Origin of the sequence: Intestinibacter sp. (assembly GCF_034113885.1) — a bacterium.
GTDB lineage: Bacteria > Bacillota > Clostridia > Peptostreptococcales > Peptostreptococcaceae > Intestinibacter.
This window is the reverse complement of record NZ_JAXEWM010000253.1, coordinates 1-26,029: the sequence shown is the minus strand read 5'-3', so window position 1 is coordinate 26,029 and position 26,029 is coordinate 1. Positions and strand designations below refer to the sequence as shown.

21 protein-coding genes, 1 pseudogene, 1 riboswitch and 1 other annotated feature are annotated in these 26,029 nt (G+C 30.5%); of the genes and pseudogenes, 1 reads left to right on the top strand and 21 read right to left on the bottom strand.

Features of this window, described 5'->3' with window-relative positions:
- Window positions 1-14: 14 nt before the first annotated feature.
- The 5 genes from SPD90_RS15060 to SPD90_RS15040 all read right to left on the bottom strand — a co-directional run bounded on the left by SPD90_RS15060 (window position 15) and on the right by SPD90_RS15040 (window position 5,340).
- Entirely contained in the window at window positions 15-953 is a 939-nt protein-coding gene (locus SPD90_RS15060; RefSeq protein ID WP_320627177.1) for an NAD-dependent epimerase/dehydratase family protein, read from the bottom strand.
- Between the two features lie 290 nt (window positions 954-1,243).
- Entirely contained in the window at window positions 1,244-1,984 is a 741-nt protein-coding gene (locus tag SPD90_RS15055; RefSeq protein ID WP_320627178.1) for an amino acid ABC transporter ATP-binding protein, read from the bottom strand.
- A gap of 23 nt (window positions 1,985-2,007) precedes the next feature.
- A complete protein-coding gene (locus SPD90_RS15050; protein WP_320627179.1) occupies window positions 2,008-2,766 on the bottom strand; it encodes an amino acid ABC transporter permease in 759 nt (252 codons plus the stop codon).
- Window positions 2,767-2,842: 76 nt separating this feature from the next.
- The gene (locus tag SPD90_RS15045; RefSeq protein WP_320627180.1) at window positions 2,843-3,688 is read right to left on the bottom strand and encodes a transporter substrate-binding domain-containing protein; all 846 of its coding nucleotides are present in this window, start codon (window positions 3,686-3,688) and stop codon (window positions 2,843-2,845) included.
- Between the two features lie 323 nt (window positions 3,689-4,011).
- Window positions 4,012-5,340: an APC family permease gene (locus SPD90_RS15040; RefSeq protein ID WP_320925775.1), complete on the bottom strand. Its 1,329-nt coding sequence runs from the start codon at window positions 5,338-5,340 to the stop codon at window positions 4,012-4,014.
- A 191-nt stretch (window positions 5,341-5,531) separates the two neighbouring features.
- Window positions 5,532-5,639: riboswitch (glycine riboswitch) on the bottom strand.
- A gap of 942 nt (window positions 5,640-6,581) precedes the next feature.
- On the opposite strand from SPD90_RS15040, the gene SPD90_RS15035 reads away from it, so the two are divergent.
- On the top strand, window positions 6,582-7,940 hold the full coding sequence (locus SPD90_RS15035) for an APC family permease (RefSeq protein ID WP_320624965.1): 1,359 nt from the start codon (window positions 6,582-6,584) through the stop codon (window positions 7,938-7,940).
- Window positions 7,941-8,038: 98 nt separating this feature from the next.
- Here SPD90_RS15035 and SPD90_RS15030 read toward each other — a convergent pair whose 3' ends face one another.
- From SPD90_RS15030 to SPD90_RS14955, 16 genes and pseudogenes are all read right to left on the bottom strand, one after another.
- Window positions 8,039-8,710, bottom strand: coding sequence for a YitT family protein (locus SPD90_RS15030; RefSeq protein WP_320624964.1), 672 nt, complete (start codon window positions 8,708-8,710; stop codon window positions 8,039-8,041).
- Between the two features lie 166 nt (window positions 8,711-8,876).
- The gene (locus tag SPD90_RS15025) at window positions 8,877-10,298 is read right to left on the bottom strand and encodes a gamma-glutamylcyclotransferase family protein (protein WP_320925774.1); all 1,422 of its coding nucleotides are present in this window, start codon (window positions 10,296-10,298) and stop codon (window positions 8,877-8,879) included.
- A 167-nt stretch (window positions 10,299-10,465) separates the two neighbouring features.
- The gene (locus SPD90_RS15020; protein WP_320925773.1) at window positions 10,466-11,521 is read right to left on the bottom strand and encodes a hypothetical protein; all 1,056 of its coding nucleotides are present in this window, start codon (window positions 11,519-11,521) and stop codon (window positions 10,466-10,468) included.
- 114 nt (window positions 11,522-11,635) lie between these two features.
- Complete coding sequence (gltX, locus tag SPD90_RS15015) at window positions 11,636-13,120, bottom strand: glutamate--tRNA ligase (protein WP_320624961.1); 1,485 nt, start codon at window positions 13,118-13,120, stop codon at window positions 11,636-11,638.
- Between the two features lie 19 nt (window positions 13,121-13,139).
- Entirely contained in the window at window positions 13,140-14,855 is a 1,716-nt protein-coding gene (locus tag SPD90_RS15010; RefSeq protein WP_320925772.1) for a proline--tRNA ligase, read from the bottom strand.
- A 56-nt stretch (window positions 14,856-14,911) separates the two neighbouring features.
- Window positions 14,912-15,119: a binding site (T-box leader), on the bottom strand.
- 45 nt (window positions 15,120-15,164) lie between these two features.
- The gene (gene ispF / locus SPD90_RS15005) at window positions 15,165-15,647 is read right to left on the bottom strand and encodes a 2-C-methyl-D-erythritol 2,4-cyclodiphosphate synthase (RefSeq protein ID WP_320624959.1); all 483 of its coding nucleotides are present in this window, start codon (window positions 15,645-15,647) and stop codon (window positions 15,165-15,167) included.
- Between the two features lie 27 nt (window positions 15,648-15,674).
- Complete coding sequence (locus SPD90_RS15000) at window positions 15,675-16,613, bottom strand: lipoate--protein ligase family protein (protein ID WP_320925771.1); 939 nt, start codon at window positions 16,611-16,613, stop codon at window positions 15,675-15,677.
- A 21-nt stretch (window positions 16,614-16,634) separates the two neighbouring features.
- Window positions 16,635-17,351: a 2-C-methyl-D-erythritol 4-phosphate cytidylyltransferase gene (gene ispD / locus SPD90_RS14995; RefSeq protein ID WP_320624957.1), complete on the bottom strand. Its 717-nt coding sequence runs from the start codon at window positions 17,349-17,351 to the stop codon at window positions 16,635-16,637.
- 480 nt (window positions 17,352-17,831) lie between these two features.
- Complete coding sequence (lpdA, locus tag SPD90_RS14990) at window positions 17,832-19,175, bottom strand: dihydrolipoyl dehydrogenase (protein WP_320925770.1); 1,344 nt, start codon at window positions 19,173-19,175, stop codon at window positions 17,832-17,834.
- Window positions 19,176-19,254: 79 nt separating this feature from the next.
- Window positions 19,255-20,661 carry a 2-oxo acid dehydrogenase subunit E2 gene (locus SPD90_RS14985; RefSeq protein ID WP_320925769.1) on the bottom strand — a complete coding sequence of 469 codons (1,407 nt, stop codon included), beginning with the start codon at window positions 20,659-20,661 and terminating at the stop codon, window positions 19,255-19,257.
- Window positions 20,662-20,672: 11 nt separating this feature from the next.
- Complete coding sequence (locus tag SPD90_RS14980; RefSeq protein WP_320624954.1) at window positions 20,673-21,659, bottom strand: alpha-ketoacid dehydrogenase subunit beta; 987 nt, start codon at window positions 21,657-21,659, stop codon at window positions 20,673-20,675.
- A gap of 61 nt (window positions 21,660-21,720) precedes the next feature.
- Entirely contained in the window at window positions 21,721-22,683 is a 963-nt protein-coding gene (locus SPD90_RS14975) for a thiamine pyrophosphate-dependent dehydrogenase E1 component subunit alpha (protein ID WP_320624953.1), read from the bottom strand.
- Window positions 22,684-22,938: 255 nt separating this feature from the next.
- Window positions 22,939-23,889 (bottom strand): sugar-binding transcriptional regulator, encoded by a 951-nt coding sequence (locus SPD90_RS14970; protein ID WP_320925768.1) that lies wholly within the window; start codon window positions 23,887-23,889, stop codon window positions 22,939-22,941.
- Window positions 23,890-23,993: 104 nt separating this feature from the next.
- Entirely contained in the window at window positions 23,994-25,010 is a 1,017-nt protein-coding gene (srlE, locus tag SPD90_RS14965) for a PTS glucitol/sorbitol transporter subunit IIB (protein ID WP_320624951.1), read from the bottom strand.
- Window positions 25,011-25,037: 27 nt separating this feature from the next.
- The gene (gene srlA / locus SPD90_RS14960) at window positions 25,038-25,559 is read right to left on the bottom strand and encodes a PTS glucitol/sorbitol transporter subunit IIC (RefSeq protein WP_320624950.1); all 522 of its coding nucleotides are present in this window, start codon (window positions 25,557-25,559) and stop codon (window positions 25,038-25,040) included.
- 259 nt (window positions 25,560-25,818) lie between these two features.
- Window positions 25,819-26,029, bottom strand: a pseudogene (locus tag SPD90_RS14955) (NAD(P)H-dependent oxidoreductase); the annotation flags it as partial.

Sequence of the window (26,029 nt, the reverse complement as noted above, 5' to 3'; positions counted from 1 at the left end):
TTTTAACATTCAAATTACACTATTTTTAAAACTTGATCCACTTCTACCATTTCTGGGTCTTCCATTTTTGGTTTATTTTTTACATACCACTTATATGTTTTCTTTAATCCTTTTTCAATAAGTATATTAGGTGTATAAAGTCCATGATCTATTAATTTGTCTATTTCTAATACACAGCTAGTGTTTCTAAATGGAAAATAGCTTCTGTCCTTTACCTTTATTTTATCTGAATTTACATATTTTATTATAGGTTCTTTGCCTACAATTTCTCCACATGTTTCTATTAATTTTTTCCAAGTAACAAGCTGTGGTGTAGAAACGTTATACGCTTCTCTTACTATATCGTTTTTTGTCAAGCTATATAAAACCTTTACAAAATCATCAATGTAAATAAATTGGTTTACTACTGGTTCATTTCTATCACTAGGTACTGGAATCGCTTTACCTTCTTTGATTCTATCAAAGAAATACATTTCCCTATATAAGTTATTTTCTGGTCCATAAATATGAGTTGGTCTTATTATTATGTAAGGGATATCACTTTCTGTAATATATTTTTCAGCCTCTACCTTTTCTATTCCATACTTACCCCAAGCTGGATTTACTCCTTTTTCTTCATCCTCTGTTATGTATTTACCTGTGTTTTTATATACAGCTGCAGAAGATAGTACAACGTATTTTTTTAATGTGTCTCTATTAACAAATTGAATTAATTCTGCTATGTCTGACTTTAAGAAAGCAGTCATATCATAAATATAAGTATATTCATTATCTTTAAGTGCATTTTTTAATTCTTCTTCTTTCCTTCTGTTACATGAAAAATGTTTATTTACTCCCTCATAATCAATTTTTCCTGTAGTCAAGACATCTACTTTATGTCCATGTTCTATAAAATACTTAGCAAGTGATTTTCCTATGAAATCACTTCCACCCATAATTAAAACTGACTCCATTTTTTCTTCATTCCTCCTTATGGATAAAAATTTATTAAGTTCAAAAATAATGTCATATTTATAATACCATATATTTCCTGAATTTTAATGTATAATAAAAGTTATATAGTATGTTTTTATAATTTTTTTATATAATATTTATACACTTCAACATTCATTTTGTAATAAAAAACTCAAAAAAAAGTAATAGCTTTTAATACTATTACTTTTGTAATTCATTGATTGAATAAAACCATATTAATGTATAATTTTATATCGATTTTATCATATATAATTTATATTCTATAAGCTTATATATTTTTTAAAGTACGTTTCAAAAATTCACGAGTACGTTCTTGTACTGGATTATTAAATATCTGTTCTGGAGTACCTTCTTCTGCTATTACTCCTTGATCCATAAATACAACTCTATCAGAAACCTCTCTAGCGAATTCCATTTCATGAGTAACAACTAGCATTGTAAGTCCACTTTCTGCTAGCTCCTTCATAACCTTTAAAACTTCTCCGACCATTTCAGGGTCAAGCGCAGAAGTCGGCTCATCAAATAACATAACATCAGGCTCCATAGAAAGTGCTCTAGCTATGGCAACACGTTGCTTTTGTCCACCTGATAATTGCTTTGGCTTTGCATTTATAAATTTATCCATTCCAACAACCTTTAAATACTTCATAGCTACCTTTTCAGCCTCTTGCTTTGAACGTTTTAAAACTTTAATTTGTCCAACAGTACAGTTTCCCAATACATCGTGATTGTTGAATAGATTAAATTGTTGGAATACCATTCCTAATTTTGTACGATATTTATATACATCGTGTTTTTCATCTAGTATATTTTCACCGTTGCATATTATTTCTCCACCACTTGGAGTTTCAAGTAAATTTATACAACGAAGAAGAGTTGATTTTCCTGAACCAGAAGATCCTATTATACAAACAACTTCACCTTTATTAACTGAAAAATTTATGTCTTTTAAGACCTCATGTGTCCCAAAAGATTTGTTTAAATGTTTTACTTCAATTACATTTTCCATATTTTCTCCTCCACTAACTCGTTTTATGCCTTTTTCAATGCATCTTCAGGTCTTTGAACTTGCATTTGGTTTCCTGTCATATTGTAATTTTCAGGACCATCTAGTTTTCTTTCAAGATAGCGTAATATTCTTGTAACAGTGAATGTCATTACGAAGTATATGATACATGTTATAAAGAATGATTCAAAATATCTGAAGTTGTTTCCTGCAATTGTCTTTGTTGTAAAATAAAGCTCAGTTACTCCTATAACATTAAGTACTGATGTATCTTTTATGTTTATTACAAATTCATTACCTGTAGCTGGTAATATATTTCTTATAACTTGAGGCAATACTACATTTATCATTGTTTGAATATGATTCATACCTATAGCATGTGCTGCTTCAAATTGTCCTTTGTCTATAGATATAATTCCTCCACGAACTATTTCAGCCATGTAAGCACCTGTATTTATAGAAACTATAAATAAAGCTGCAAATGTTCTATCCATATCAATTCCAAAAGCTAAATCTGATCCGTAGTAAATAACCATAGCTTGAACTATCATTGGTGTTCCACGGAAAAATTCAACATATGCGTTTAATATAGCATTTATTATTGTTAATAATATTTTCTTAGGTCCTTTTTCACCTTTAGGTACAGTTCTTATAACACCTATTAATAAACCTATTATAGAACCTATTACAGTCCCTATTAATGATATAAACAGAGTCATTTTAGCTCCGTTTAAAAAACCCATCCAGTTTTGAGATAAAATTTGTACAATCCACTCCGAACTCATTTTTTTCCCCCTTAATCACACCTAAAGACCGACTGTATTTCTACACCCGGCCTTTAAGCTAAATTTTTTAATATTCTTATTCTGCTGCTGGTTGATTAGCTATTGCATCATCCATTAATTTTATACGATCGTCTTCTGATATACCTTTTAATATTTCGTTTATTTTATCTTTTAATGGGCTATCTTTAGCAAGACCTACAGCTATAGCTGTATCTTCAGCAGATGTTTCAAATCCTTCGCCTTCTTCAAATTGTACCATTGCAAAGTTATCATTTGCAGCTGTAGCACTTACACCTTCAGGACGTTCAGAAACATATCCATCTATTTTACCTGATTCTAGTGCAACTCTCATTGCTGGGAAGTTATCCATAGCAGTATCTTTGTTAACTCCATCTATTTGGTCTATTACAGTATAGTGGAAAGTATTTAATTGACCTGTTATAGTAGCACCTTTAAAATCACTTAATTTAGTTGCTTTTTCATAGTCTCCACCTTTTTTAACAACCATTACTAAATCAGAAGTATAATATACATCTGTAAAGTCTATAGTTTTCTTACGTTCAGCTGTTGGTGACATACCAGCGATTATAGCGTCTATTTTACCTGATTGTACTGCTGGAACTAATCCATCCCATTCAGTTTTAACTATTACTAATTTTTTACCTAAACCATCAGCTATTTTTTGAGCTATTTGAACGTCATATCCACCTGCATATTCGTCATTTCCTTCGATTTTTACAGCTCCATTTGAATCATCAGATTGAGTCCAGTTAAATGGCGCATATCCGCATTCCATACCAACTCTAAATTCTTCACTCTCAGCATCTGATCCACTTGATGCCTTAGATGATGAACTACATCCTGTTAACATCATAGCTAAAGACATCACAATTACTAATAATAACGATATTCTTTTTTTCATAAAAAAATTCTCCCCCTTTTACTTTTAACATATTTAATGATATAGTCAACCCTATTATACTCATTAAAATTACTAAAATTCTATCATTATATGGAAATTTTTTCAATATTATTACCCAAATTTTTTAAACTTTAGTTTTTATACATATGAATTTTATCTAGTATTTTTTATTTAATTGTTCTTTTTTCGATTTAAATATACAATTACTACATTTTTTTTAAATAAAAAAAGAGCTGTAAAATCAATTAAAATTCTACAACTCTTCTAAAAAAATTATTTATTTACTTTCTTAATCTTAAAATATTCATATATTAAATACTTAATTATTGAGCTTTCTTTTTACTCATTATCATGTAAACTGGTAATCCTACTAATGTTATAGCTATACCAGCTAATGCTATCGTTCTAGGACCAGAACCAGCCATAAATAATTGGTTTACTAATACGAATCCACCACCGATTATAGCTATTGCTGGAACTATTGGATATAGTGGCACTTTGTAAACTCTTTCTACATCTGGTTTAGTTTTTCTAAGTATTATAACTGCTATGAATGTCATAACATAGAATACCCATCCAGTAAAAGTAGCTAAGTCAGTTAATAGATTAAATTGTCCTGTTAATGCATATATACATGATAAGAATGCTACTAATATAACACCATTTCCTGGAACATCAGATTTATTTAATTTTCCAAAGAATTTATATCCTGGTATTGTTCCTTGAACACCTAATGTATATACAACTCTAGATCCTGATAATATGAATCCATTTAATGCACCAAATACTGATATTAATATACCTATTGCTATTATTTTACCACCAATTGGTCCAAATATAACTTCTGCAACTGCAACTGCAGGAGATGAATGTTGTGCTAATTGATCAGCTGGTAATACCCATAAGTAAGCAACGTTTACTAATACGTATATAGCCATGATTATTAATATACCTCCAGCAAATGCTTTAGGTAAATCTTTTCCTGGATCTTTCATTTCACCAACTACTGGTGTAACATTTATCCAACCTTCATAAGCGAATAATATTGCTATTAATACAGAACCTAAAACTGTTCCTGTGCTTAATCCTTCTCCTACCATAGGACTTAATATTGGATTAGTTCCACTACCCTTTATAAATGCAAATATTGCTATTAATATAAGTGGTATTACTTTACCTATTGTTGCTAAAGTTTGAACTAAACCTGCTGCTTTTGAACCAACATTATTTATAATTGCTACTACTATAATATCTACTATTGCTATTCCTACTGCCCAACTTGGGTTTCCTAATAATTGTGATAACTGGTTACCAAAAGCTACTGCTAATGCTGCTGCTGTCCCTGGATAGAAAAGTACACATTGCATCCAACCAGTTAAATATCCCACTTTTTCACCAAAAACTTCTTCAAGATATACCATCATACCACCAGTTTTTGGTATAACAACTGCTATTTCTGCAACTGTAAGACCAGCACATAATGTTATTAAACCACCTATAACCCATGAAATAATTCCTATACCAGGTGCTCCACCTGTTGCTGTATAAATTGCTTGTGGTTTAAAGAATACCCCTGATCCTATAACACATCCTACAACCATACTTAGTGCGACTGCTGCGCCCATTGTTTTTTGCATTTCTTTACCTTCCATTGATTTGCCCCCTCTTCATTTAATTTATTTTATTTAAATTTATTTTTCAATAAAATTTAATCATAATTTAGAAAATTAATTATATTCAAATAACTTCTACAATAAAAAAGATATGTGAATAATACCACATATCTCTGTCTTTCTAGTTAAAATACATATCTTATACTAACTAATATATATATCCAGAGGTCTATCAATTTATGATCTTTTTACCTGAAAGTTTCTTGCTAAAATTGTGAGTTTTAACAATTGCCTCATCGGTGTTTCTAAATTTTAGAAATCTCTCTCATAAATATCACCTAGATTATATTATTTTGAATACGTTTTCCTACTATAATTATATAAACTTTATTTAATTAAATCAATATTTTTTTATGCTAAATTTTTACAATATTTATTTTTTTTAAAAAATTATTGACAAAATAAAATATATCTTTATAAAATAAACTTTATACTTTTTTTATTTTTGGGGGTGATTTTATAAATATTTATATTTTTTTCATACTAATATTAATTGTTTTATTCATAGTGAAACCTGTTAAAGAAAATATTTTAACACTTTCTTTTTTACCTTCTTCATTAAATATGTTTAATGGGAATCCATGCTCAAATACTATTAAGCCTAAAGGTATTGAAATTGCTATAAACTACCTTTTCGCTGCTTTAATAAATTTAATAGATTTTTTGTTGTTATTTATAAGTTGGATTCCATTTGTCAAAAAAATTCTAGATTTTATGTATAGAAATCCTGATACTATTGAAAAGCATATATCTTTTTTATTTGGTGGAAGTAAAGGACATAGAAATTTTATTACACATTCGATTTTTAACCCAATTTTTTTAATATATGTATTCGTAGCTAATAAAATTTGTGTACTTTTTTCAGATACAGTTTTATATATTGTATTTAGTCCGATATTATTTTTAATCGGATTGTGTTTTACATGCCATCTTTTATCTGATACTATGCCAAAACATTGGAAGGGTTTTGCCAATATTAAAATATATTTATTTACTAATCTTTTTACATTTTCACCTATTATATCGAAAGCCTGGCTTTATATAGGTTCATTTTTATCATTTATATTAGTATGCAAAATGATTATTTTTATATAACTCGTGAACGAATATTATATTTCCTTTTTTTGTATGGTGTTTTTTTTATAAAAAAGTAATATTATATTAATAATGACTTTTATAAATTTAAAATTTTACATTTACAAAAGAAAGGATTTATACAAATGGAAAACAATAAGTTACAAAAGAATTTAGGGCTTGCCGCGGCATTATCAACTGTAATCGGTATGGTAATTGGTGGTGGAGTATTTTTTAAGCCACAAGCCGTATATGAGCTTACAAATGGTGGTCCTGGACTTGGCATAATTGCTTGGGTCATCGCTGGTATTATGACTATCACTGCTGGACTTACTGCAGCTGAAATATCTGCTGCCATTCCTAAAACTGGTGGTATGATGGTCTATATCGAAGAAATCTACGATAAAAGACTAGGTTTCTTAACTGGTTGGATGCAATCAGTATTATTTTTCCCAGCTACTATAGCAGCCATATCTGTTATGTTTGGTAAACAAAGTGCTATATTACTTGGGAATGAAAATTTAGTACTTCCTATGACTATAGGAGTAATCGCATTTATAGCATTTATAAATACTTTAGGATCTAAAACTAGTGGATCTATACAAACAATTTCTACTATAGCAAAATTAATACCTTTAATTTTAATCATGATATTTGGTTTTATAAAAGGTAATGGAAATAATCCAATATTAACTCCTATGGTAGGAGATGGAGTATCTGGTGCAAGTGTATTTGGTTCTCTGTTAATAGCAATATTATTTGCATATGATGGTTGGATAAATGTAGGTGCCCTTGCTGGAGAAATGAAGAATCCTGCAAAAGATTTACCTAAAGCAATCGTAGGAGGTTTATCTCTAGTTATGGCGGTATATATAGTTATAAATATCGCTTATTTATGGGTATTACCAGCAAGTGAACTTGCTACTTATTCTTCTCCAGCTTCAGCAGTTGCAGAAGCTATATTTGGACCTATGGGAGGTAAATTTATAACAGTAGGTATATTAATATCAGTATTTGGATGTATAAATGGTTATGTACTTACAGGTTCTAGAATACTATACACTTTAGGAACTCAAAAAACTATACCATATAGCAAATATATAAGTAAATTAAATAATAACAATGTTCCTGCAAATGCTACTATAATTATGTGTATTTTAGGTGCATTATACGCTACTTCTGGGCAATTTAACTTATTAAGTGATTTATCTATGTTTGCTGTTTGGTCATTCTATGTTTTAACTTTCTTAGGTGTATTTAAATTAAGAAAAGAAAGACCTGATCTTCATAGACCTTACAAAGTTCCTCTATATCCAGTTATACCTATGATAGCTATAGCAGGTGGATTATTTGTAGTTGTTAACCAGTTGTTATTCTCTGGTTTCCAAAATACTATCATATCATTTGGAGGTATACTTATAACTTTAGTCGGACTTCCTATATATGATAGCATGCAAAAACGTGCAAAAAAACATGAAGGTGACGATTTAGATAAAATTGCATAAATATCCTTCATCTAACATTTTAAAATTAATTATAAATTGACATAAAAAATTGCCACAAAATAAACTCAATCTATTTTGTGGCAATTTTTATTTTTAACCTAACAAGCAGTTTCTTCAAAATCCTGCAATTGTTCATCGTCATTATTACTTAATTTTTTCTCTTTGTATTTAGTTATCATGTCAATTAATTTATCAACTAAAAGCCCATTTGCAATTACTGCGACTAATGAAAAGAAACCTTTATTCAATCCAAAAGTGAAAGCCCCAGCAACAACTACGAATAAATCGACAATTAATAAAGCTATCCCTATATTAAAGCTAGTGTACTTATTAAGTATTTTAGCTAAAATATCAGTTCCACCTGTAGATGCATTTATTGAAAATGCTATTGCAAGCCCTGATGCTATTATTAAAGTCCCATATAAAACAGCCAATGTCAAATTAGTTGTAAGCGCATAACTATGCATAACCTTCTCCATAAAATCCATTACAAAAGACAATGCAAAGCTGGCGTATATAGTCTTCAATCCGAAATCCCCTCCAACTAAAATGAAGGAAATAACAAATAGTATTAAATTTCCTAAAAATACTAGTGTTCCAACTGATAAAAACGGTATATAGTGATTTATCACTAGCGATAATCCACTAAGTCCGCCCCCTGCGATATCGTTAGGTGCGTAAAAATACTGTAATCCAAATGCTACTAATACAACACCTATTGTTACTATGAAATATTCTTTGATAGATTTTATAATGTCATATTTCCTCATGATGTCCTCTCCTCTTTATTAGAATTTATATAATATATAAACTCAGTTTTAAATTCAATTTAAAATATAATTAATTTACATATTATATAATATCAAATTCAGTTGATTTTTCAAATAACTTTATTTTCATCAGTTGGGATAATATACCTGCAACAAGATATAATTTTTATTTTATTTTTTCTTTTAGGTACAATAAAACTTCTGATTCAGTCATATCTATATATGTTTCTAATATACCTTTTTTAATAACATCTAAATATCTTTCAGAAGGTTCATTTATCGCTTCAACATCAAAATCAGTAAATGTAACTATATCTTTGCCGTCGTATTTACCTAAGCTTAATTGATTTTGATACCACCCTCCCTCTTGCTCTTTAATTTCCTCAAATTGTTCTTTTGTTATGAGATACATTTTACCTAAAGTTTTTTCAATTTGATCCTCTTTAGCATCTATAAATGCCACGCCTTTTTCGTCCCACCATGATGATTCTTGTGCAAAATACATTCTGTGGTTAATTGCTATTGGTTTTGATTCAACGGGAGCAGTTTTGTCTGTACATTTATTTATATATCTCATAAATCTTTCATAGTTTATATTAGACCCGTAACTAGCATACCATATATATTCTGAACATTCGCTGTTAGCTTTCCATTTTGAGATTCTTTTATTTTTGTCTACATTATAGTTATATACATAGATTAAAGCTAGATGTTTATTACCATTTGAATCAGTTACAATTGTAAATTCTCTAGTGTATAAATCTCCATTGTCCTCTAGTTGATCAATATATTTTAAATCCTTCTTAGAAATTAGATACAACGCTCCTGAAACATCACCTTCTAAACTGTGCTTAACAGCAGGATATCCATATCCAGTATCATAAAGTGTATATCCTGATGCAACTGCATCACATACTACACATGCATTCTCCATGAAATAATGGTTACTTTCATTCTTCATAAGAGTTCCATATACAAATAATTTTAATTGATAGTTATCTGATTGTTTCAATAAGCTTTTAAACTCTAATCTGTAATCTTTACCCCATTGTCCTTCAGTTAAATTATTATTTACTGCATTTTCTATATATTCAAATATTCTATTTATCATCTTTGAAAAAGGTCTACAAAAATCGTAATTCAATGATAAGAATTCTAGTAATCCTACTTTTATAAATAAATTCAATACTTCTATTTTTACATCTATACTTTCATATCCATGTCCAGATAGATTCGTTTTCACACAAGCATCTAACCCTAATTTCAATGTTTCTTCAAACCCTAAAACTTTTTCGTCTATATTCATTAAATAGCCTAGCATCATGATCATAGTTGCGTAATATGTTGGATAGTATATAAAATCTACTCTAGCATCTGATGGCATGTGCTCATCATAAATTATAGTCCAAAACCCTTTTAAAGTACTTTTATCTTTAACTTGTTCATTTATAAGTGAAACACATATTTCTTCTATCTCTGGTCTTGTCTTTTTACCGTCTATTATAGATTGTAATAAATCTCTTACTTCTGATTTGATTTTTAAAGCTTCTTGCACATTAGTATTTTTCATATTTTTAATAATCATCATATTATCGACCTCCCGACATATTGAAATAATTTTTTTAACATCGATGTTTTTTACATATTTTAAAATATGTTACAAGGAAATTATATCAAATAAAACGCCATTCCACGATGAAGCTCTGCTTCATCTTTGAAATGGCTTATAATCGATGGTATTTAATTTTTATATGATTATTTATTTCTTTTAACTCTTCTACTTTTTAATTGAGGCAAATAACATATAATTTTATCTGTATTTATTTTTATTTCACGATTTTCTTCATAAATTATAGCTGTAATTATTTTTCCTTCTTTTGATATAATTTCATCAACGTATTGATCAACTATTTTACCATCATCATCTCGATATTGAATAATACAATTTTTCCCGTTTTTACGAATATCTAAATATCTATCACTAGAGAAATCCTCTTCTACTTTAAACATATATTCTTTCTCTGATTCTTGTGATATTTCATCATACCAACTTTTATTTAAATTTAATCTATCAACAAGTACATTTTGTATTCTATCCTTCGCATCATCAGATAACTGCATCCAAATAGATACTGCGGTTTCTTTAGCATATTCATGATATCCGTAATCTCTTCTAGCATAAGATAAACCATTTAATAAGGCTATAACTTGTGTCAAATTTTCAACTAAAAATAATGGGTGTACCTTTGACTTAAGTTGTATATGTTCTCCATTTCTTCCATATTCTACTTGCAGCTTTTGATCTAAAACCTTTATTTTTCCATTTTGTAAGTCTGATAAATCTTTTTTAATAGTTCTCGGGCTAACTAAAAATTCTCTAGCTATATCTTCTATATTGAATTCCTCGTGCATTTTTTTAGCTATTAATAATCTTCTTTCTAATTCAGAATAATATGTTGGCAATGGTTGTATTTGTCGTGCTTTAATTTCATCTTTAAAATAATTCTGATTCATATAATCTATATATGTAGAATAAACCTTATGAGCTGTATCCTTATTATTCTTATTTAAAATAGATTGTATTATATCTTCTCTTATTTCATTAGGTTCTAATTTTATTATTTCTTTATCTAAATTTTGCTCTTCTATATTTTCAAATACCTTTTTTAAATCTTTTAGCTTTAGCTTTTTTCCTTTGAAAAAAATTCTGCTTGGTGTATTATCATTTATTTCAAAATCTTGTACATCTTCTAATTTTACTTTTATAAATTTTTCAATACTCTCTCTAAATGTATCTTCCATAGAATACATAAAAACTCCCCCTCACAAGCAAAAAGGAGATGACACCAATTTCGTCATCTCCTTAAATGATATAATATTAAATTATTTTCGCTCTAATTAATTTCTAAAACTATTTTTTAAAAACTATATTAAATTTTCCTTAGCATATGCTAATCTCTTTAAACAAAGGTCTTTACCTAATATAGCCATTATTTGTCCTAAATCAGCACCGTGCATTTGTCCTGTTAGAGGTATTCTAGCTCCCATATATAGGTTTTTACCTTTGATTTTGTATTCTTTTTGGATAGATTTTAATATAGCTTTTACAGCTTCTTCATCTAAAACATCTACTGCAGCTATTTTTTCTTCTAAAGCATTTACTAAAGTAGGTATATGTTCCATCTTTAAGAATTCTGCACCTTCTTCAGTTTCTACAGTAACTGTATCTCCAAAGAATATTGATATATGATCAGTTATTTCTTTTACATAGTGTAATTTTTCTTTTAATACTGATACTATTGATTTTAAGAAGTCGTATTTTTCTTCTGCTTCTTCAGCAGTTACATATCCAGCTTCAACGATGAATGGTATAGCTAATTTAGTTAATACATCATCATCTCCATCTTTCATGTAGTGTTGGTTAACCCAGTTTAATTTTTCTGTGTCGAATACTCCACCACTCTTAGAAACTCTTTCTATAGAGAAGGCTTGTTCTAATTCTTCCATAGAGAATATTTCTTTGTTTTCTTCTGGAGACCAACCAACTAATGCTACATAGTTAACTAAACCTTCTGGTAAGTATCCTTTTTTCTTGAAGTCTTCTACTGCAACGTCACCTTGTCTCTTACTTAATTTTTTCTTTTCTTTGTTAAGTATATTTGGTAAGTGAACGAATTTTGGAGCTTCCCATCCAAATGCTTCGTATAAATAAACATGTTTTGGAGTTGAAGAAACCCATTCTTCCCCTCTTATTACGTGAGTTATTTTCATTAGATGGTCGTCAACTACAACTGCGAAGTGATAAGTTGGGAAACCATCAGTTTTTATTAATACTTGATCGTCTAAATCGTTAGTATTGAATTCAGTTTCTCCTCTAACTAAGTCAGTGAATTTTATAACGTGATTTTCTGGTAATTTTAATCTTATTACATATGGTTCACCAGCAGCTATTTTAGCTTCTACTTCTTCTTTAGTTAAATCTCTACAGTGACCATCGTATCTTGGAGTTTCGCCAGCTTCTTTTTGTTTTTCTCTTACTTCATCTAATCTTTCTTTTGTACAGAAGCAGTAGTATGCTTTTCCACTGTCTAATAATTCTTGGATGTATTTTTTGTATATGTCTAATCTTTCTGATTGGATGTATGGTCCATATTCACCGTTTTGAACTACTTTTCCATTTTCATCTAGCATAACACCTTCATCATGGTTAACGCCAGCCCATTTCATAGCGTTTAACATGTTTTCTATAGCGCCATCCACTAATCTAGTTCTATCTGTATCTTCTACTCTTAATATATATTTTCCGCCCATTTTTTTAGCAAATAGATAGTTGTATAACGCAGTTCTTAAACTACCTATATGAACAAATCCTGTTGGACTTGGAGCAAATCTTACTCTTACTTCACTCATTGTTTACCTCCTATTTTAATTAACCTAATTTTACGTTATTTTTTACAAATTCAGCTTTAACTCTGTCTAATACATCTTCAACAGCTATTATTTCTTTGTCAGCTTCACTTCTTAATTTGAATTCAACTTTTCCATCAACTATATCTTTACCAACTGTAATTCTCATTGGTATACCTAATAAGTCAGAATCCTTGAATTTGAATCCAGCTCTTTCATTTCTATCGTCTAGTAATACTTCTACACCTGCTGCTTGTAATTCTTCATAGATTTTTTCAGCATTTTCAAGGTGTTCTTCTTTTTTAACGTTAACTGGAACAACTACTACATGGTATGGAGCGATTGCTAATGGCCATATTATACCATTTTCGTCGTGATGTTGTTCTATTACAGCTGCAACAGTTCTTTCAACACCTATTCCGTAGCATCCCATTATGATTGGTTGAGATTTACCGTTTTTATCTAGGAAAGTAGCTCCCATAGATTCAGAGTATTTAGTTCCTAATTTGAATATATGACCAACTTCAACACCTCTCATTATTTCAAGTGGTGCACCACATTTTGGACATCTATCTCCTTCTTGAACATTTCTGAAGTCACCTACTACACCATCGAAATCTCTTCCGAAGTTAGCATTTTGTATATGGTAGTCAGTTTTGTTAGCTCCTATTATAAGGTTTCTTTGATCTACAACTTCTTGGTCTATAAATAAGTAATCAGCCTTTATTCCTATTGGTCCTGCAAATCCTACTTCTGCTCCAGTAACTGCTTTTACCATTTCTTCGTCTGCCATTTCGAATTCAACAACTCCACCTACAGCATTTGCAACCTTAGTTTCGTTAGCATCTCTATCTCCTCTAACTACTACTGCTACTGATTTTCCATCTGCATTGTATATTAATGTTTTTGCGAATTTTCCAGCTTCCATTTTGAAGAATTCTTCTAAGTCTTCTATAGTATGAACGTTTGGAGTTGAAACCTCGCTCATTTCTTTCATTTCTTCAGTTGAAGGTTCGTGGTTAACTGAAGTTGCTTTTTCTATATTTGCAGCGTAATCGCATCCACTACAGAATACTATTTCATCTTCACCAACTTCTGATTTAACCATGAATTCTGCAGATGCAGAACCACCCATAGCACCTGAGTCTGCTTGAACTGGGCTGTTTTCTAGATCGCATCTTGCAAATATCTTAGTATATGCATCAAACATATCATTGTATGATTTATCTAATCCTTCTAAGTCAGCATCGAAGCTGTAAGCATCCTTCATTGTGAAGTTTCTAGTTCTCATAACACCAAATCTAGGTCTTCTTTCATCTCTGAATTTAGTTTCGATTTGATATAAGTTAAGTGGAAGCTGTTTGTATGAAGTTATTTCATTTCTAACTATATGTGTGAAAGTTTCTTCATGTGTTGGTCCAAGGCAGTAATCTCTACCGTTTCTGTCTTTTAATCTGAACATTTCAGGACCCATAGCATCCCATCTTCCTGATTCTTGCCATAATTCAGCAGGAACTAATAATGCACATGATATTTCTTGTGCTCCTTTTGCGTTCATTTCTTCTCTTATTATATCTTCTACTTTTCTGAATACTCTTATTCCCATTGGTAATTGATTATAAATTCCTGATGCCATTTTTCTTATCATACCTGCTCTAAGCATTAATTGATGACTTGTAATTTCTGCATCAGATGGTACTTCTTTTAATGTTGGCATTAACATTTTTGACATTCTCATCTCGATTTATTCCTCCTTAAAATTTTCTGTATTAAAAAAACCTTTCATCTCTTTTGTAAAGAGACGAAAGGTTATATATTCCGCGGTACCACTCTAATTAGCTATAAAAGCTCTCTCAAAGGATGTAACGGTCCTACCCGTAAAAACTTTTTACCGTTTTTATGCTAAAAGATTGGTTCAAAAACATCATCATAGAAACTCTCACCAACGTTTCCTCTCTGTAAAGAATCAAGATTTTTACTATTTCTTAATCATTGCGTTTATTTTATTTCAATTATTTTCATAATCTATTTTATAATATATTATTTATTATTCGTTGTCAACTTTTATTAATGAACAAATTGCTTGTGATGATATACCTTCTTTGTTTCCCGTGAAACCAAGTCCTTCTTCTGTAGTCGCTTTTACGTTGACTGAATCTATATCTACACCGATAGCCTTTGAAATATTTTCTCTCATTTTTAAAATATGTGGAGCCATCTTAGGTGCTTGTGCAATTATTATACTGTCGATATTATTTACTTTATAACCTTTACTTATTATTAAATTATTTACAAATTCTAATAATTTTATACTATCTGCGCCTTTATATTTTGGATCTGTATCAGGGAAATGTTTACCAATATCTCCTAAGGCTAATGCTCCAAGCATCGCATCCATTATTGCATGAACTAGAACATCTGCATCTGAATGTCCTAAAAGACCTTTTTCATGAGCTATTTCTACTCCACCTAATATTAATTTTCTACCTTCAATTAATTTATGAACATCATATCCTATACCAACTCTCATATCTATCTCCTTATATTACTCAATCTATTAAAATACTGCTTTTATTATATCAATATATTGTCTGTATTCCTCATTTGCAATTTCCATAATATTTTTCTCAAAGAACAATTCTCCTATAAACTTGTTCAACATAACTTGCTTATCACTATTTTTGTATTTAATAATAAATGATTTAACTCTCCATTTATTAACACTTATTTCTACAACCGAATTGTCTTCACCATCTATGCAAATATCAAATTTCGGAGTTTTTTCAAATATCCATCTATCTTTACTGTAAATTTGTTCTGCATTTTGACTAATTTTTTCTAAATCTTCATCATTCAATACTATTTGATCAGGAGCTTCTACATTTAAAATTATATATTCTTTAATCTTTTCTATAAATTCTTCTACACCCATATCTATGTACTGATTCAAATTAGTTACTTCACTTCTAACAGATTTAGTCGCATTAGATGTAGCGTTTTTATTTGTATTCAAAAACTCGCTCAAATTATTTAAATTGGAACTAAAAAGCAACGTACCATGGTAAAGACATTTGTTTCCTCTTATACATTGAGCCGAGCCAGAAATTTTCTTTCCATCGACTAACAAGTCTTTTCTATCACTATACGTTGCTTTCACACCAAAATAACCGAGCATCTCCTGCATAAATTTAGTGTATTTAATAAAGTCTATTTTATCTAATTTTACATTCTTTTGAATAAATGTCATATTGACATTTCCTAAGTCGTGATAAACTGTACCTCCACCAGATATTCTTCTGAGTAAAGGTATTTTTCTATCATTTATCAAGCTATGTGCTATCTCAACATATGGATTTTGATTTTTACCTAAAAAAATAGATTCCTCATTTCTCCATACGATAATTATGTCATCGTCAAAATTATCACTTGAAAATAAATACTCTTCAAGCGCAATATTAAAATACGGGTTTTTATAATCACTTACTAAATATAACATTTAGCTAACCTTTCTATCCTATTATCCAATTTTTTTCATTCTTTTTCCCATTTTTGACTTTTTTCTTAAGTTCAAAATTTGTTCTGCTACATTTATGTCTTCTGGATTAGTGATCTTTATATTTTCATAAGAGCCTAAAACCATTGTCACTTCTTGACCTAAAAATTCAACTAGCATTGAATCATCAGTTCCATAAAAATTCTTGCTATATGCATTTTCGTATGCTCTAAGTATTAAGTCCTTATCAAAAGTTTGTGGAGTTTGAGCAGACCATAGAGTTTCTCTAGAAGGTGTGCTTTTTACTACTCCATTTTCGATAACCTTTATAGTATCTCTAACTGGAACACCTACTACTGCTGCTTTTTTCTCCTTTGCAACTTCTATTGTTTCATTTATTATAGCATGGCTTACAAATGGTCTAGCTCCATCGTGAATTAAAACTATATCACTATTTGGATCTAATTCCTTTAATCCATTGTAAATTGAATCCTGTCTTTCTTTTCCTCCATAAGCTATTTTTATATCCCTAAAATCATATTTATCTAATATTTCGTGTTCAAAGAAATATTCTTCTTCTTCTCTTATACAGACAATTATTTCGTCTATATTTTCATTGCTATAGAAAACATCTATAGTATGAGCTATCATTTCCTTCTCGTCTAATTTTATATATTGTTTATTTATGTCTAGATTCATTCGTCTTCCGCTTCCAGCAGCTACAATAACAACACTATTCATAATTTCACCTCTTGAATTCATATAACCTTATTTAACATCAACTAATCTAAACTTTCTCAATATAAAAGGACCTTTTTTAACTAAAGGTCTTACTTATTTTCTGTCTTATATTTATTCCTTATTCATTATAGTTAAAATAAAAATTTTTTTCAAATTAATTATATTCCTAAATTCAATAAAAAATTGAGATTAAAATTTGTATTGCTATTGATCAGTTTGAAATAGGAATATTATTCTTATTGAGTTTTATTTTATAAAACTTTTTAATTTTTTATTAATCTAATAATATATCTATTTTTTTAATATGTCAATGGATATTTATTGTTTTTCAATAAATATTTATTGTTTTCGAATATTAAACGCTTATATTTTAATTTTTCAAAAGGCAAACGTTTGCTGTTATATATTCAATTTTTTGCAAAATAAAAGAAGCAGATAAAGATAAAATTTATTATCTACTTCTTTGTTAAATTTTTTTAACTATTTTTTAGGTGTATGTATCGAATTGTTATTTATATCTGCTAGTGCTTCTTTTAATACTTCAGAGATAGTTGGATGTGCAAATATTATATCTGCAGCTTCATCTGCCGGAACCTCTAATGATTTTAATATTGCAGCTTCATTTACAAGCTCTGTAGCTTTTTTACCTATTATGTGAACGCCAAGTATTTCTCCGTATTTTTCATCTGTTATTACTTTTACAAATCCATCAGTTGCACTTTCTGTTAATGCCTTTCCATTCGCTGCGAAACTGAATTTACTGACTTTTATGTTGTAATATTTTCTAGCTTCTTCTTCAGTTAATCCAACTGACGCGACTTGTGGTACTGTATATAAGCATTTTGGTGATGCTTGCCCTTTAAATTTAGCTTTTCTACCCATAGCATTTTGAGCCGCAACTTCACCCATTGCAAAGGCAGCATGAGCAGTCATGTCTATACCTGTTACATCTCCTACTGCATATATTCCTTTTATAGAGGTTTCCATTTTATCATTTACAGAAACAAATCCATTTTCTATCTTAACATTTAAATTTTCTAATACGTTTAAATTGGCTTCTCTTCCTAATGCCAATAACACTTTGTCAAATTTTATTTCTTTATCGGCTATTTTCACTATTACTTTGTCATCAGCTTCAACAAATGTATCTGCTTCTTCATTTGTTAGTATTTCTATACCTTTTTTAGCTAAAATTCTCTTTAATGCTGTAGATACTTCTCTATCAATATCTGTAAGTATTTCATCAGTAGACGATATAACAGTTACTTTAGAGCCTCTTGAGTTGAATATTTCCGCAAATTCTATTGCTATAAAGTCTGATCCAACTATTGCCATAGTCTCTGGTACTTCTTCTAATTCCAGAGCTTCTGTACTCGTTAACACTCCTTTTATATCAGTCTTAGAGACCTTAGACCCTGTTGCTATAATTACACTAGCAGTTGATAAAACCTCTCCATTTTCTAAGACAATTTCATTAGCATTTTTTACTGTAGCTTTTGCTTTAAATATTTTCACACCATATGATTTTAATAATCCTTCAACTCCTGCTACTAATTTCTTAGTCACTCTATTTTTATATTTTATAGCTTTTTTAATATCTTGACCCTCAATATTTACAGAAATTCCTCTTTTAGAAAACTCTTTTATAGCCTCTAGCATCTCGACATTTTCCGTATATATTTTAGTTGGTATACACCCTCTATTTAAGCATGTCCCACCGAATTTATCAGACTCTACTATAGCTACATTTCCTCCTAACATAGCCGCTTTTATAGCTGCCACATATCCTGCAGGTCCACCGCCCACAACTACTACATCGTACATAATATCCTCCTAATTATCCGTCGTAAGAATAGATAAGGATTTTTAAGTCGAAAATCGATTTAAAAATCCTTACTTAAATTTATATAAACATTTTATATGGATTTTCTAGTAAATCCTTAAGCTCTTTTAAAAATTTAGCTGCTGGAGCTCCATCGACAACTCTATGATCTGATGTCAATGATAAATTCATCATAGGTCTTATCTTTATCTCTCCATCCACTGGAACAACTCTATCAACTGTAGCCCCAACTCCTAATATAGCACTATTTGGCATATTTATTATTGGAGTAAATGTTGTTATTCCATACATACCTACATTACTTATAGTAAATGTGTTTCCTTCTTGTTCTGATGGCTTTAGCTTATTAGTTTTGACCTTGTTTATTAGTTCCTTGCTTTCTGTAACGATTTGAGATAATGTCTTCTTATCGCAATCTCTTATAACAGGAACATACAAGCCTTCTTCAAGTCCTACAGCCAAGGCTATATTGACCTCTTCGTATCTAAATATTTTATCTTCAACCCAAGCTGAATTTAATACTGGATTTGTCTTCAATAATCTAGACACTGCCATTACAATTAAATCTGTATACGTTAATTTATAGCCTGTGACTTCTTGTACGCTGTCGATTAGCTTTTCTCTCAAATTTTTTAATTCTGTCATATCTACTTCTATATTCATATTAAATGTAGGTGCTGAGAAATAGCTTTCAGACATTCTTCTTGCAACTGTCGATCTCATAGGGCTTAAAGCTTCAAAATGCCCATTTACTGTATTGAATATTTCTTTTTCTCCAATTATATTTACTATAGTGCCTATCGCATTAGATATTTCTGATGCTTTTTCTGTTTGATCTATATATTTTTCAACATCCTCTTTAGTTATTTTTCCGTTAAATCCTGTTCCTATAATATTATCTATATCTATTCCAAGATCCTTTGCTATTCTCATCGCTAAAGGTGTAGCCTTTAAAGAACTTACCTTTAAGTAGTTTAATACATCAGCAAGATGAACTCTTCCATTTGGACCGCTACCTTCGACTTCGAGCAAGTCTACTTCGTTTTCTTTTGCTTTTTTTCTAGCTGCTGGAGTAGCCCTTACCTTTCCCGCTTCATCTATCTTTGAAACTAATTCTTCATTAGTAACAGCTATTTTGTCTACTTCAACTTCCTGAGCTTCAGTTTCCAAACCGTTTGAAACATTTTCTTTAGCTAATACGTTAGCTTTTATCTCAACAGGATCTTCTCCTTTTTCTGCTATTGCCCCAATTACAGTAAAAACAGGTAACACCTCACCCTCTGTATCATGAGTTATAACAGCTAAAATTCCATCTCCTTCTGCTTCTACCTCCATATTTACTTTATCTGTTACGATTTCTAATATAGGCTCTCCAGTAGTTACTGTTTCACCCTCTTCTTTTAACCAAGATACAATAGTACCCTCTTGCATGTCTATACCGGCCTTTGGTATTATTACTTCAATCATAATTCTGCCTCCTATCTAACAATTAAAGATCTTATTGCATCTTCAATTTCATCAATTCTAGGTACAACTGCTTTTTCTAATTCTGGATTATATGGTATAGGAACATCCTTACCTGCTAATCTTTTTATAGGAGCATCTAAATAATCAAAGGCTTCACTTTCAGCTATTGTAGCTGAAATTTCTCCACCTAGGCCACCTGTTTTTGCAGCTTCATGAACGATTAATACTCTTCCTGTTTTGCAGACGCTTTTTATTATTGTATCTTTATCCATTGGATATAAAGTTCTCAAATCTATTATTTCAACATCTATATTTTCCTTTTCTAAAGTTTCAGCTGCTGCTTGGCATCTTTCCAGCATTCTGCCGTAAGTTATTACTGTAACATCTGAACCTTCTCTTTTTATATCAGCTTTTCCTAACTCTATTACATAATCCTCTTCTGGCACTAGTCCTTTAGTTTTGTATAATAATTTATTTTCAAAAAATATAACTGGGTTATTATCTCTTATCGCCGCTTTTAACAATCCTTTTGCATCGGCTGGAGTCGAAGGTGCTACAACCTTAAGCCCTGGAACATGACACATCCATGCTTCTAAGCTTTGTGAATGCTGTGCTGCTGCTCCTGTTCCTGAACCACTTGGAGTTCTAACTACCATAGGAACCTGAGCCTTACCTCCAAACATATATCTCATTTTTGCCGCTTGATTTACTATCGCATCCATTGCTATTGTTATAAAATCACTGAACATAATTTCCATTATAGGTCTCAAGCCTGTCGCCGCCGCTCCTACTGCACAACCAGCTATAGCAGCCTCTGATATTGGAGTATCTCTAACTCTCTCTTCTCCAAATTCCTCTACCATTCCTACAGAAACACCAAATGCGCCTCCATATACTCCAATATCCTCACCTAAAAATATAATATCTTCGTCTCTTCTCATCTCTTCAGCCATAGCTTCTCTTACGGCATCTTTATATGTAATTTCTTTCATTCCCATAATCCAAACCTCCTGATAAATATCATCTTTTTATTATTTCGTACAAATTTTTGTACTAAACTTAATCAGCATAAACATCCTCTTCCAATGTATCTAGTGGTGGCATTGGACTATTTTGTGCGAATTCTACTGCCTCTTCAATTGATTGTTTAGCTTCTGCTTCTATATCCTCTAATTCTTTTTCAGTAGCATAGCCTAATTCTAGTATCTTATTTTTCAATCTTTTAATTCCATCTTTTTCTTTCCATGAATCTATTTCATCCTTAGTTCTATAAGCATTTGCATCTGATTTAGAGTGGCCTAACCATCTATAAGTTTTTGCTTCTATTAAAACTGGTCCCTCTCCTCTTCTACACATTTCAGCAGCTTTTTGAACAGTCTCATAGACCTCTATCGCATCATATCCATCTATAATAAAGCTTTGTATTCCATAGCTAACAGCTCTATCTGCTATATTTTCTATATTCATAGATTTAGATTGAGCAGTAGACATTCCGTATAAATTATTTTCACAATAAAAAATCACTGGTAAATTCCAAACTGAAGAAAGATTTATACCCTCATGGAAAGATCCTTCATTTGCGGCTCCATCTCCAAAAGTACATAAAACTACCTTCCCAGTCTTTTTATATTTTTGAGTAAGTGCTGCACCTGGAGCTAAAGTAAGACCTCCACCTACAATTCCATTTGCCCCTAGGTTTCCAGATTCAATATCTGCTATATGCATTGAACCACCTTTACCTTTACAGTAGCCTGTGTATTTTCCCATAAGCTCTGCCATCATTTTATTTAAATCTATTCCCATTCCTATAAATTGACTATGTCCTCTATGTGTCAATGAAACTAAATCACCCTTTTCAAGTGCCATAACCGCTGCAACACCAGAGGCTTCTTGTCCTATAGATAAATGAGTTGTTCCATGTATCATACCTCTCGCAAAGAACCAGTTTACTTTTTCTTCAAATTTTCTAGCTTGATTCATTCTTTTATACATTTCAAGCAATGTTTCCTTTGATACTGACATACTTACCTCCTATAAATTTACTATTTATATTTTTATCCTAGATTATTTAATCATATTCATGTAAACTATAATTAATTTCTAAATTATCTACAAAATTTCCTTTTTAATATATTGATTATTTATAATTTTTACATTCGTTCTTTTTTAAAACCATTGTAAACTTACCAATATTATTTGTCAACGTAGATAAAACAAAAAAAAGCATAGCAAATTTTTAAATTCACTACACTTTTATTTTCGATTTTATATTTTAAATTAATAATTTAATAAAGCTTCAGCCAAGCTATAATTAACTGCTAAAACATTCACATAACGTCCATTTAAGGCTCCTATAACAGCATTTAGTTTTTCTATACCACATGCTACCCCGATGACTTTGTCTACATTTCTCAATTTTTCTATATTCATACCAAAAATACATTTGTTGTACTCATAGTTATAAACATTTCCATCTATATCATATACATTTAAGCATATATCGCCTGCTGCTTTTTTTTCTTTAAATGTTTCAATATCACTATCATTAAAATATCCATTTTTTATTACATTTGAATTTTCGTCTATCGGACTTCCTATTCCGACTAATGCCATATTCATCTTATCCATAGCATTAAATACATCTTTTATATTTTTGTCTTGTCTAAGTATATTTATAATATTTTCATTAGATACTATAGCTGGTCCATGTAATAGCTTAAATGTTCCACCCATTCCTTTACTAAGCTCTACAACTAATTGATTTGAATGAGTTGTCATATCAGCTTCTCCAATACCACCTACTAATGGAATAAACTCTATTTTATTGAATTTTTTAACATTAGTATATTGAGGGATCATCTTTAAAGTTGTCCCCATTGAAACACCTATAATATCTCCTTCTTGTATCATTCGATACAAGTATTTAGCTACTTCCAAGCCTAATTCTTCCTTTTGGAAAGTAGTATCATGCTTATCTTCTACTACAATAGCTTCTTTTAAGCCGAATTTTTCTTCTAATCTTTTTTCTAATTTATAACAGTTTTGTTCTTCTGGTCCTACAATTTCTATTCTTAAATATCCTCTTTCTTTTGCTTCTTTAAGTAATTTTGAAACTGTCGGTCTTGAAATACCTAATTTTTTTGCTATTTCACTTTGCCCCATTTCATTTTCATAGTACATGACACAACACTTAAGCATTAAACGTGTATCTCCTAATATTTTTTTCATACTCGCCCCCACAATTTTTCAAAATTCATATAATCTACTTAAGGCTGCCTCAAATCAATTGAAACAGCCCCATTTTATCAAAATCTTTTAATTTGGAATTCTATTTAAAACATACCAAAACTTGCTGCATAAGCTATTAAAACAGCTAATGGTCCAGTTATTACTCTTGAGAATAATACTGCAGGAACACCTATTTCAACTGTTTCAGCTTCTGCTTCTGAAAGTGATAGACCAACTGGAACGAAGTCTCCACCAACTTGTGCATCTATAGCGAATAATGCTGGTAAAGCATATTGAGGTTGTATTCCACCTTGAGCTATTTGGTTACCTAATAAAACACCTATGATTTGAGCTATAACTGCCCCTGGTCCTATAAGTGGAGATATAAATGGTAGTGCACAGAATAAAGATATAACTAACATACCTGGTAATGATGATGCTAATGGAGATATTGTGTTAGCTAACCAGTTACCTACACCTGTACCATTGATTATACCAACTATTAATGATACAAATATCATGAATGGTAATATATTTGTTAAAGTAGTTTGTACTGCATCTCTTGCTGCTTGGTAGAATGTAGAAACTACATTACCAACACCTTTACCTAATCTAGTTAAGAATCCTTCTTTAGCAACTTCGCCGTATTTTTCTTGAGCTTCTGCTTTCTTTTCTAAGTATTCTTCTCTAGTCATTTTTGAAGATCCTTCTGCTTCTGCTTTTGGTTCAGCAGCTGGTGCTGGAGTTCCATCACAGAATGAAACGTCAGATTCTTTTACGTCTGAAACGTATATTTCTTCAGTTATAAATTTAGCTAAAGGTCCAGATTTTCCAACTGGAGTTAAGTTTACAGTGAATATTCCTTTTTTAGGATAAACACCACATCTAGCTGTACCACCACAGTCAACGATTGCTAATATAACTTCTTCATCTGGTATAGTAGTTTTGAAACCATCTACTAATTCACAACCAGTCATGTTTGCTATATGTTGAGCTATTGGAGGGAATCCTCCTCCTGTAACAACTAATATTTTATTTTTTGTTTCTGTTGGAACTATAGTTAAAGGTCCACCCCAACCGTTAGCTCCTCTATTTATTACGATTGATTTATATTCACTCATTGTATTACCTCCCTTAATCAAACTCTACTATTTTGCTTGTTTTTTCATTAGCATTGCTGTTATTTTTTCAGTAACTATACCTCTTATAAGAATAACAACTACCCCAACTAAGAAATATCTAACTGCAAGTTGTCCTGTGCTTAATCCTAAAGCTGTGATACCAGCAGCTATACCTTGGTATACGAATAATTCACCAGCATTTGCATGTGGGAATAAACCAGTTATTGGATGTACGAATGATACTGCTGCATCATAGTATGCTGGTTTGTATTTTTCTTCAACGAATTTACCAAAGTTGTAGCACATAGGGTTTGTTAAGAAGAATACTGCTAATATTGGTAATATTGTATATCTTGTTATTACGTTTTTAGAAGCTAGAGCTGCTATCTTGTCAACTCTTTCTTGTCCTATGATTGCTATTAACGCATTAACTAAAGTTATTAATACTAATAATGTTGGTAATATACCAGTTACTAGGCCCATTAAGTTTTCTCCACCTAGATTGAATAATTTTATAAATGCCTCTGCAAATTTTGCTATTTGTTCCATAAAAGTTCCCCCTTTTTTATTTTATTGATTCTTAAATTGAACAGATAAAGCCAAACCACATTTTGACATCGTTTTCCATAGTTGTAAATAAAAAAGACTCAACTTTATCGTTATTTTATTTTCATAAAGGGAACTCGGTATGGAACTGATTATTACTTTGCCAAGCTCCCTTTATTTATACAATTTCAATCTCAATCGAAGTCCGATCTATTATCAATTTATCCTCAATATTTCAATTACTTAGAATCTAAAATCCTAATTATTTAGCATCCCAGAACCCTTCTGATTGTAATTGTTCTTGTAATTGTCTTAAGTGATATAACTTAGTTGATTTGTCTATTTCTACCATATCGTAAGTTATTACTTCACCTTTCTTGATGTCTTTTAATACTTTTGTTTTTCTATCTACTAATCCTATTGGAACTGCATTCATTTCTTTTGCTGTTTCATATTTTTCTATTAATCCGTAG

What these genes read in the sequence shown, in the direction of transcription:
- SPD90_RS14970 (WP_320925768.1), bottom strand. Translation starts at nt 23,889, where the DNA reads ATGAAAAAAATATTAGGAGATACACGTTTAATGCTTAAGTGTTGTGTC.
- gltX (WP_320624961.1), bottom strand. Translation starts at nt 13,120, where the DNA reads ATGAGTGAAGTAAGAGTAAGATTTGCTCCAAGTCCAACAGGATTTGTT.
- srlA (WP_320624950.1), bottom strand. Translation starts at nt 25,559, where the DNA reads ATGGAACAAATAGCAAAATTTGCAGAGGCATTTATAAAATTATTCAAT.
- SPD90_RS15010 (WP_320925772.1), bottom strand. Translation starts at nt 14,855, where the DNA reads ATGAGAATGTCAAAAATGTTAATGCCAACATTAAAAGAAGTACCATCT.
- lpdA (WP_320925770.1), bottom strand. Translation starts at nt 19,175, where the DNA reads ATGTACGATGTAGTAGTTGTGGGCGGTGGACCTGCAGGATATGTGGCA.
- SPD90_RS15050 (WP_320627179.1), bottom strand. Translation starts at nt 2,766, where the DNA reads ATGAGTTCGGAGTGGATTGTACAAATTTTATCTCAAAACTGGATGGGT.
- srlE (WP_320624951.1), bottom strand. Translation starts at nt 25,010, where the DNA reads ATGAGTGAATATAAATCAATCGTAATAAATAGAGGAGCTAACGGTTGG.
- SPD90_RS14980 (WP_320624954.1), bottom strand. Translation starts at nt 21,659, where the DNA reads ATGGGAATGAAAGAAATTACATATAAAGATGCCGTAAGAGAAGCTATG.
- SPD90_RS15000 (WP_320925771.1), bottom strand. Translation starts at nt 16,613, where the DNA reads ATGTTATATTTAGTAAGTGATTATAAAAACCCGTATTTTAATATTGCG.
- SPD90_RS15045 (WP_320627180.1), bottom strand. Translation starts at nt 3,688, where the DNA reads ATGAAAAAAAGAATATCGTTATTATTAGTAATTGTGATGTCTTTAGCT.
- SPD90_RS15060 (WP_320627177.1), bottom strand. Translation starts at nt 953, where the DNA reads ATGGAGTCAGTTTTAATTATGGGTGGAAGTGATTTCATAGGAAAATCA.
- SPD90_RS15055 (WP_320627178.1), bottom strand. Translation starts at nt 1,984, where the DNA reads ATGGAAAATGTAATTGAAGTAAAACATTTAAACAAATCTTTTGGGACA.
- ispD (WP_320624957.1), bottom strand. Translation starts at nt 17,351, where the DNA reads ATGAATAGTGTTGTTATTGTAGCTGCTGGAAGCGGAAGACGAATGAAT.
- SPD90_RS14985 (WP_320925769.1), bottom strand. Translation starts at nt 20,661, where the DNA reads ATGATTGAAGTAATAATACCAAAGGCCGGTATAGACATGCAAGAGGGT.
- SPD90_RS15040 (WP_320925775.1), bottom strand. Translation starts at nt 5,340, where the DNA reads ATGGAAGGTAAAGAAATGCAAAAAACAATGGGCGCAGCAGTCGCACTA.
- SPD90_RS15025 (WP_320925774.1), bottom strand. Translation starts at nt 10,298, where the DNA reads ATGATGATTATTAAAAATATGAAAAATACTAATGTGCAAGAAGCTTTA.
- SPD90_RS14975 (WP_320624953.1), bottom strand. Translation starts at nt 22,683, where the DNA reads ATGTCAGTATCAAAGGAAACATTGCTTGAAATGTATAAAAGAATGAAT.
- SPD90_RS15030 (WP_320624964.1), bottom strand. Translation starts at nt 8,710, where the DNA reads ATGAGGAAATATGACATTATAAAATCTATCAAAGAATATTTCATAGTA.
- SPD90_RS15035 (WP_320624965.1), top strand. Translation starts at nt 6,582, where the DNA reads ATGGAAAACAATAAGTTACAAAAGAATTTAGGGCTTGCCGCGGCATTA.
- SPD90_RS15020 (WP_320925773.1), bottom strand. Translation starts at nt 11,521, where the DNA reads ATGTATTCTATGGAAGATACATTTAGAGAGAGTATTGAAAAATTTATA.
- ispF (WP_320624959.1), bottom strand. Translation starts at nt 15,647, where the DNA reads ATGAGAGTTGGTATAGGATATGATGTTCATAAATTAATTGAAGGTAGA.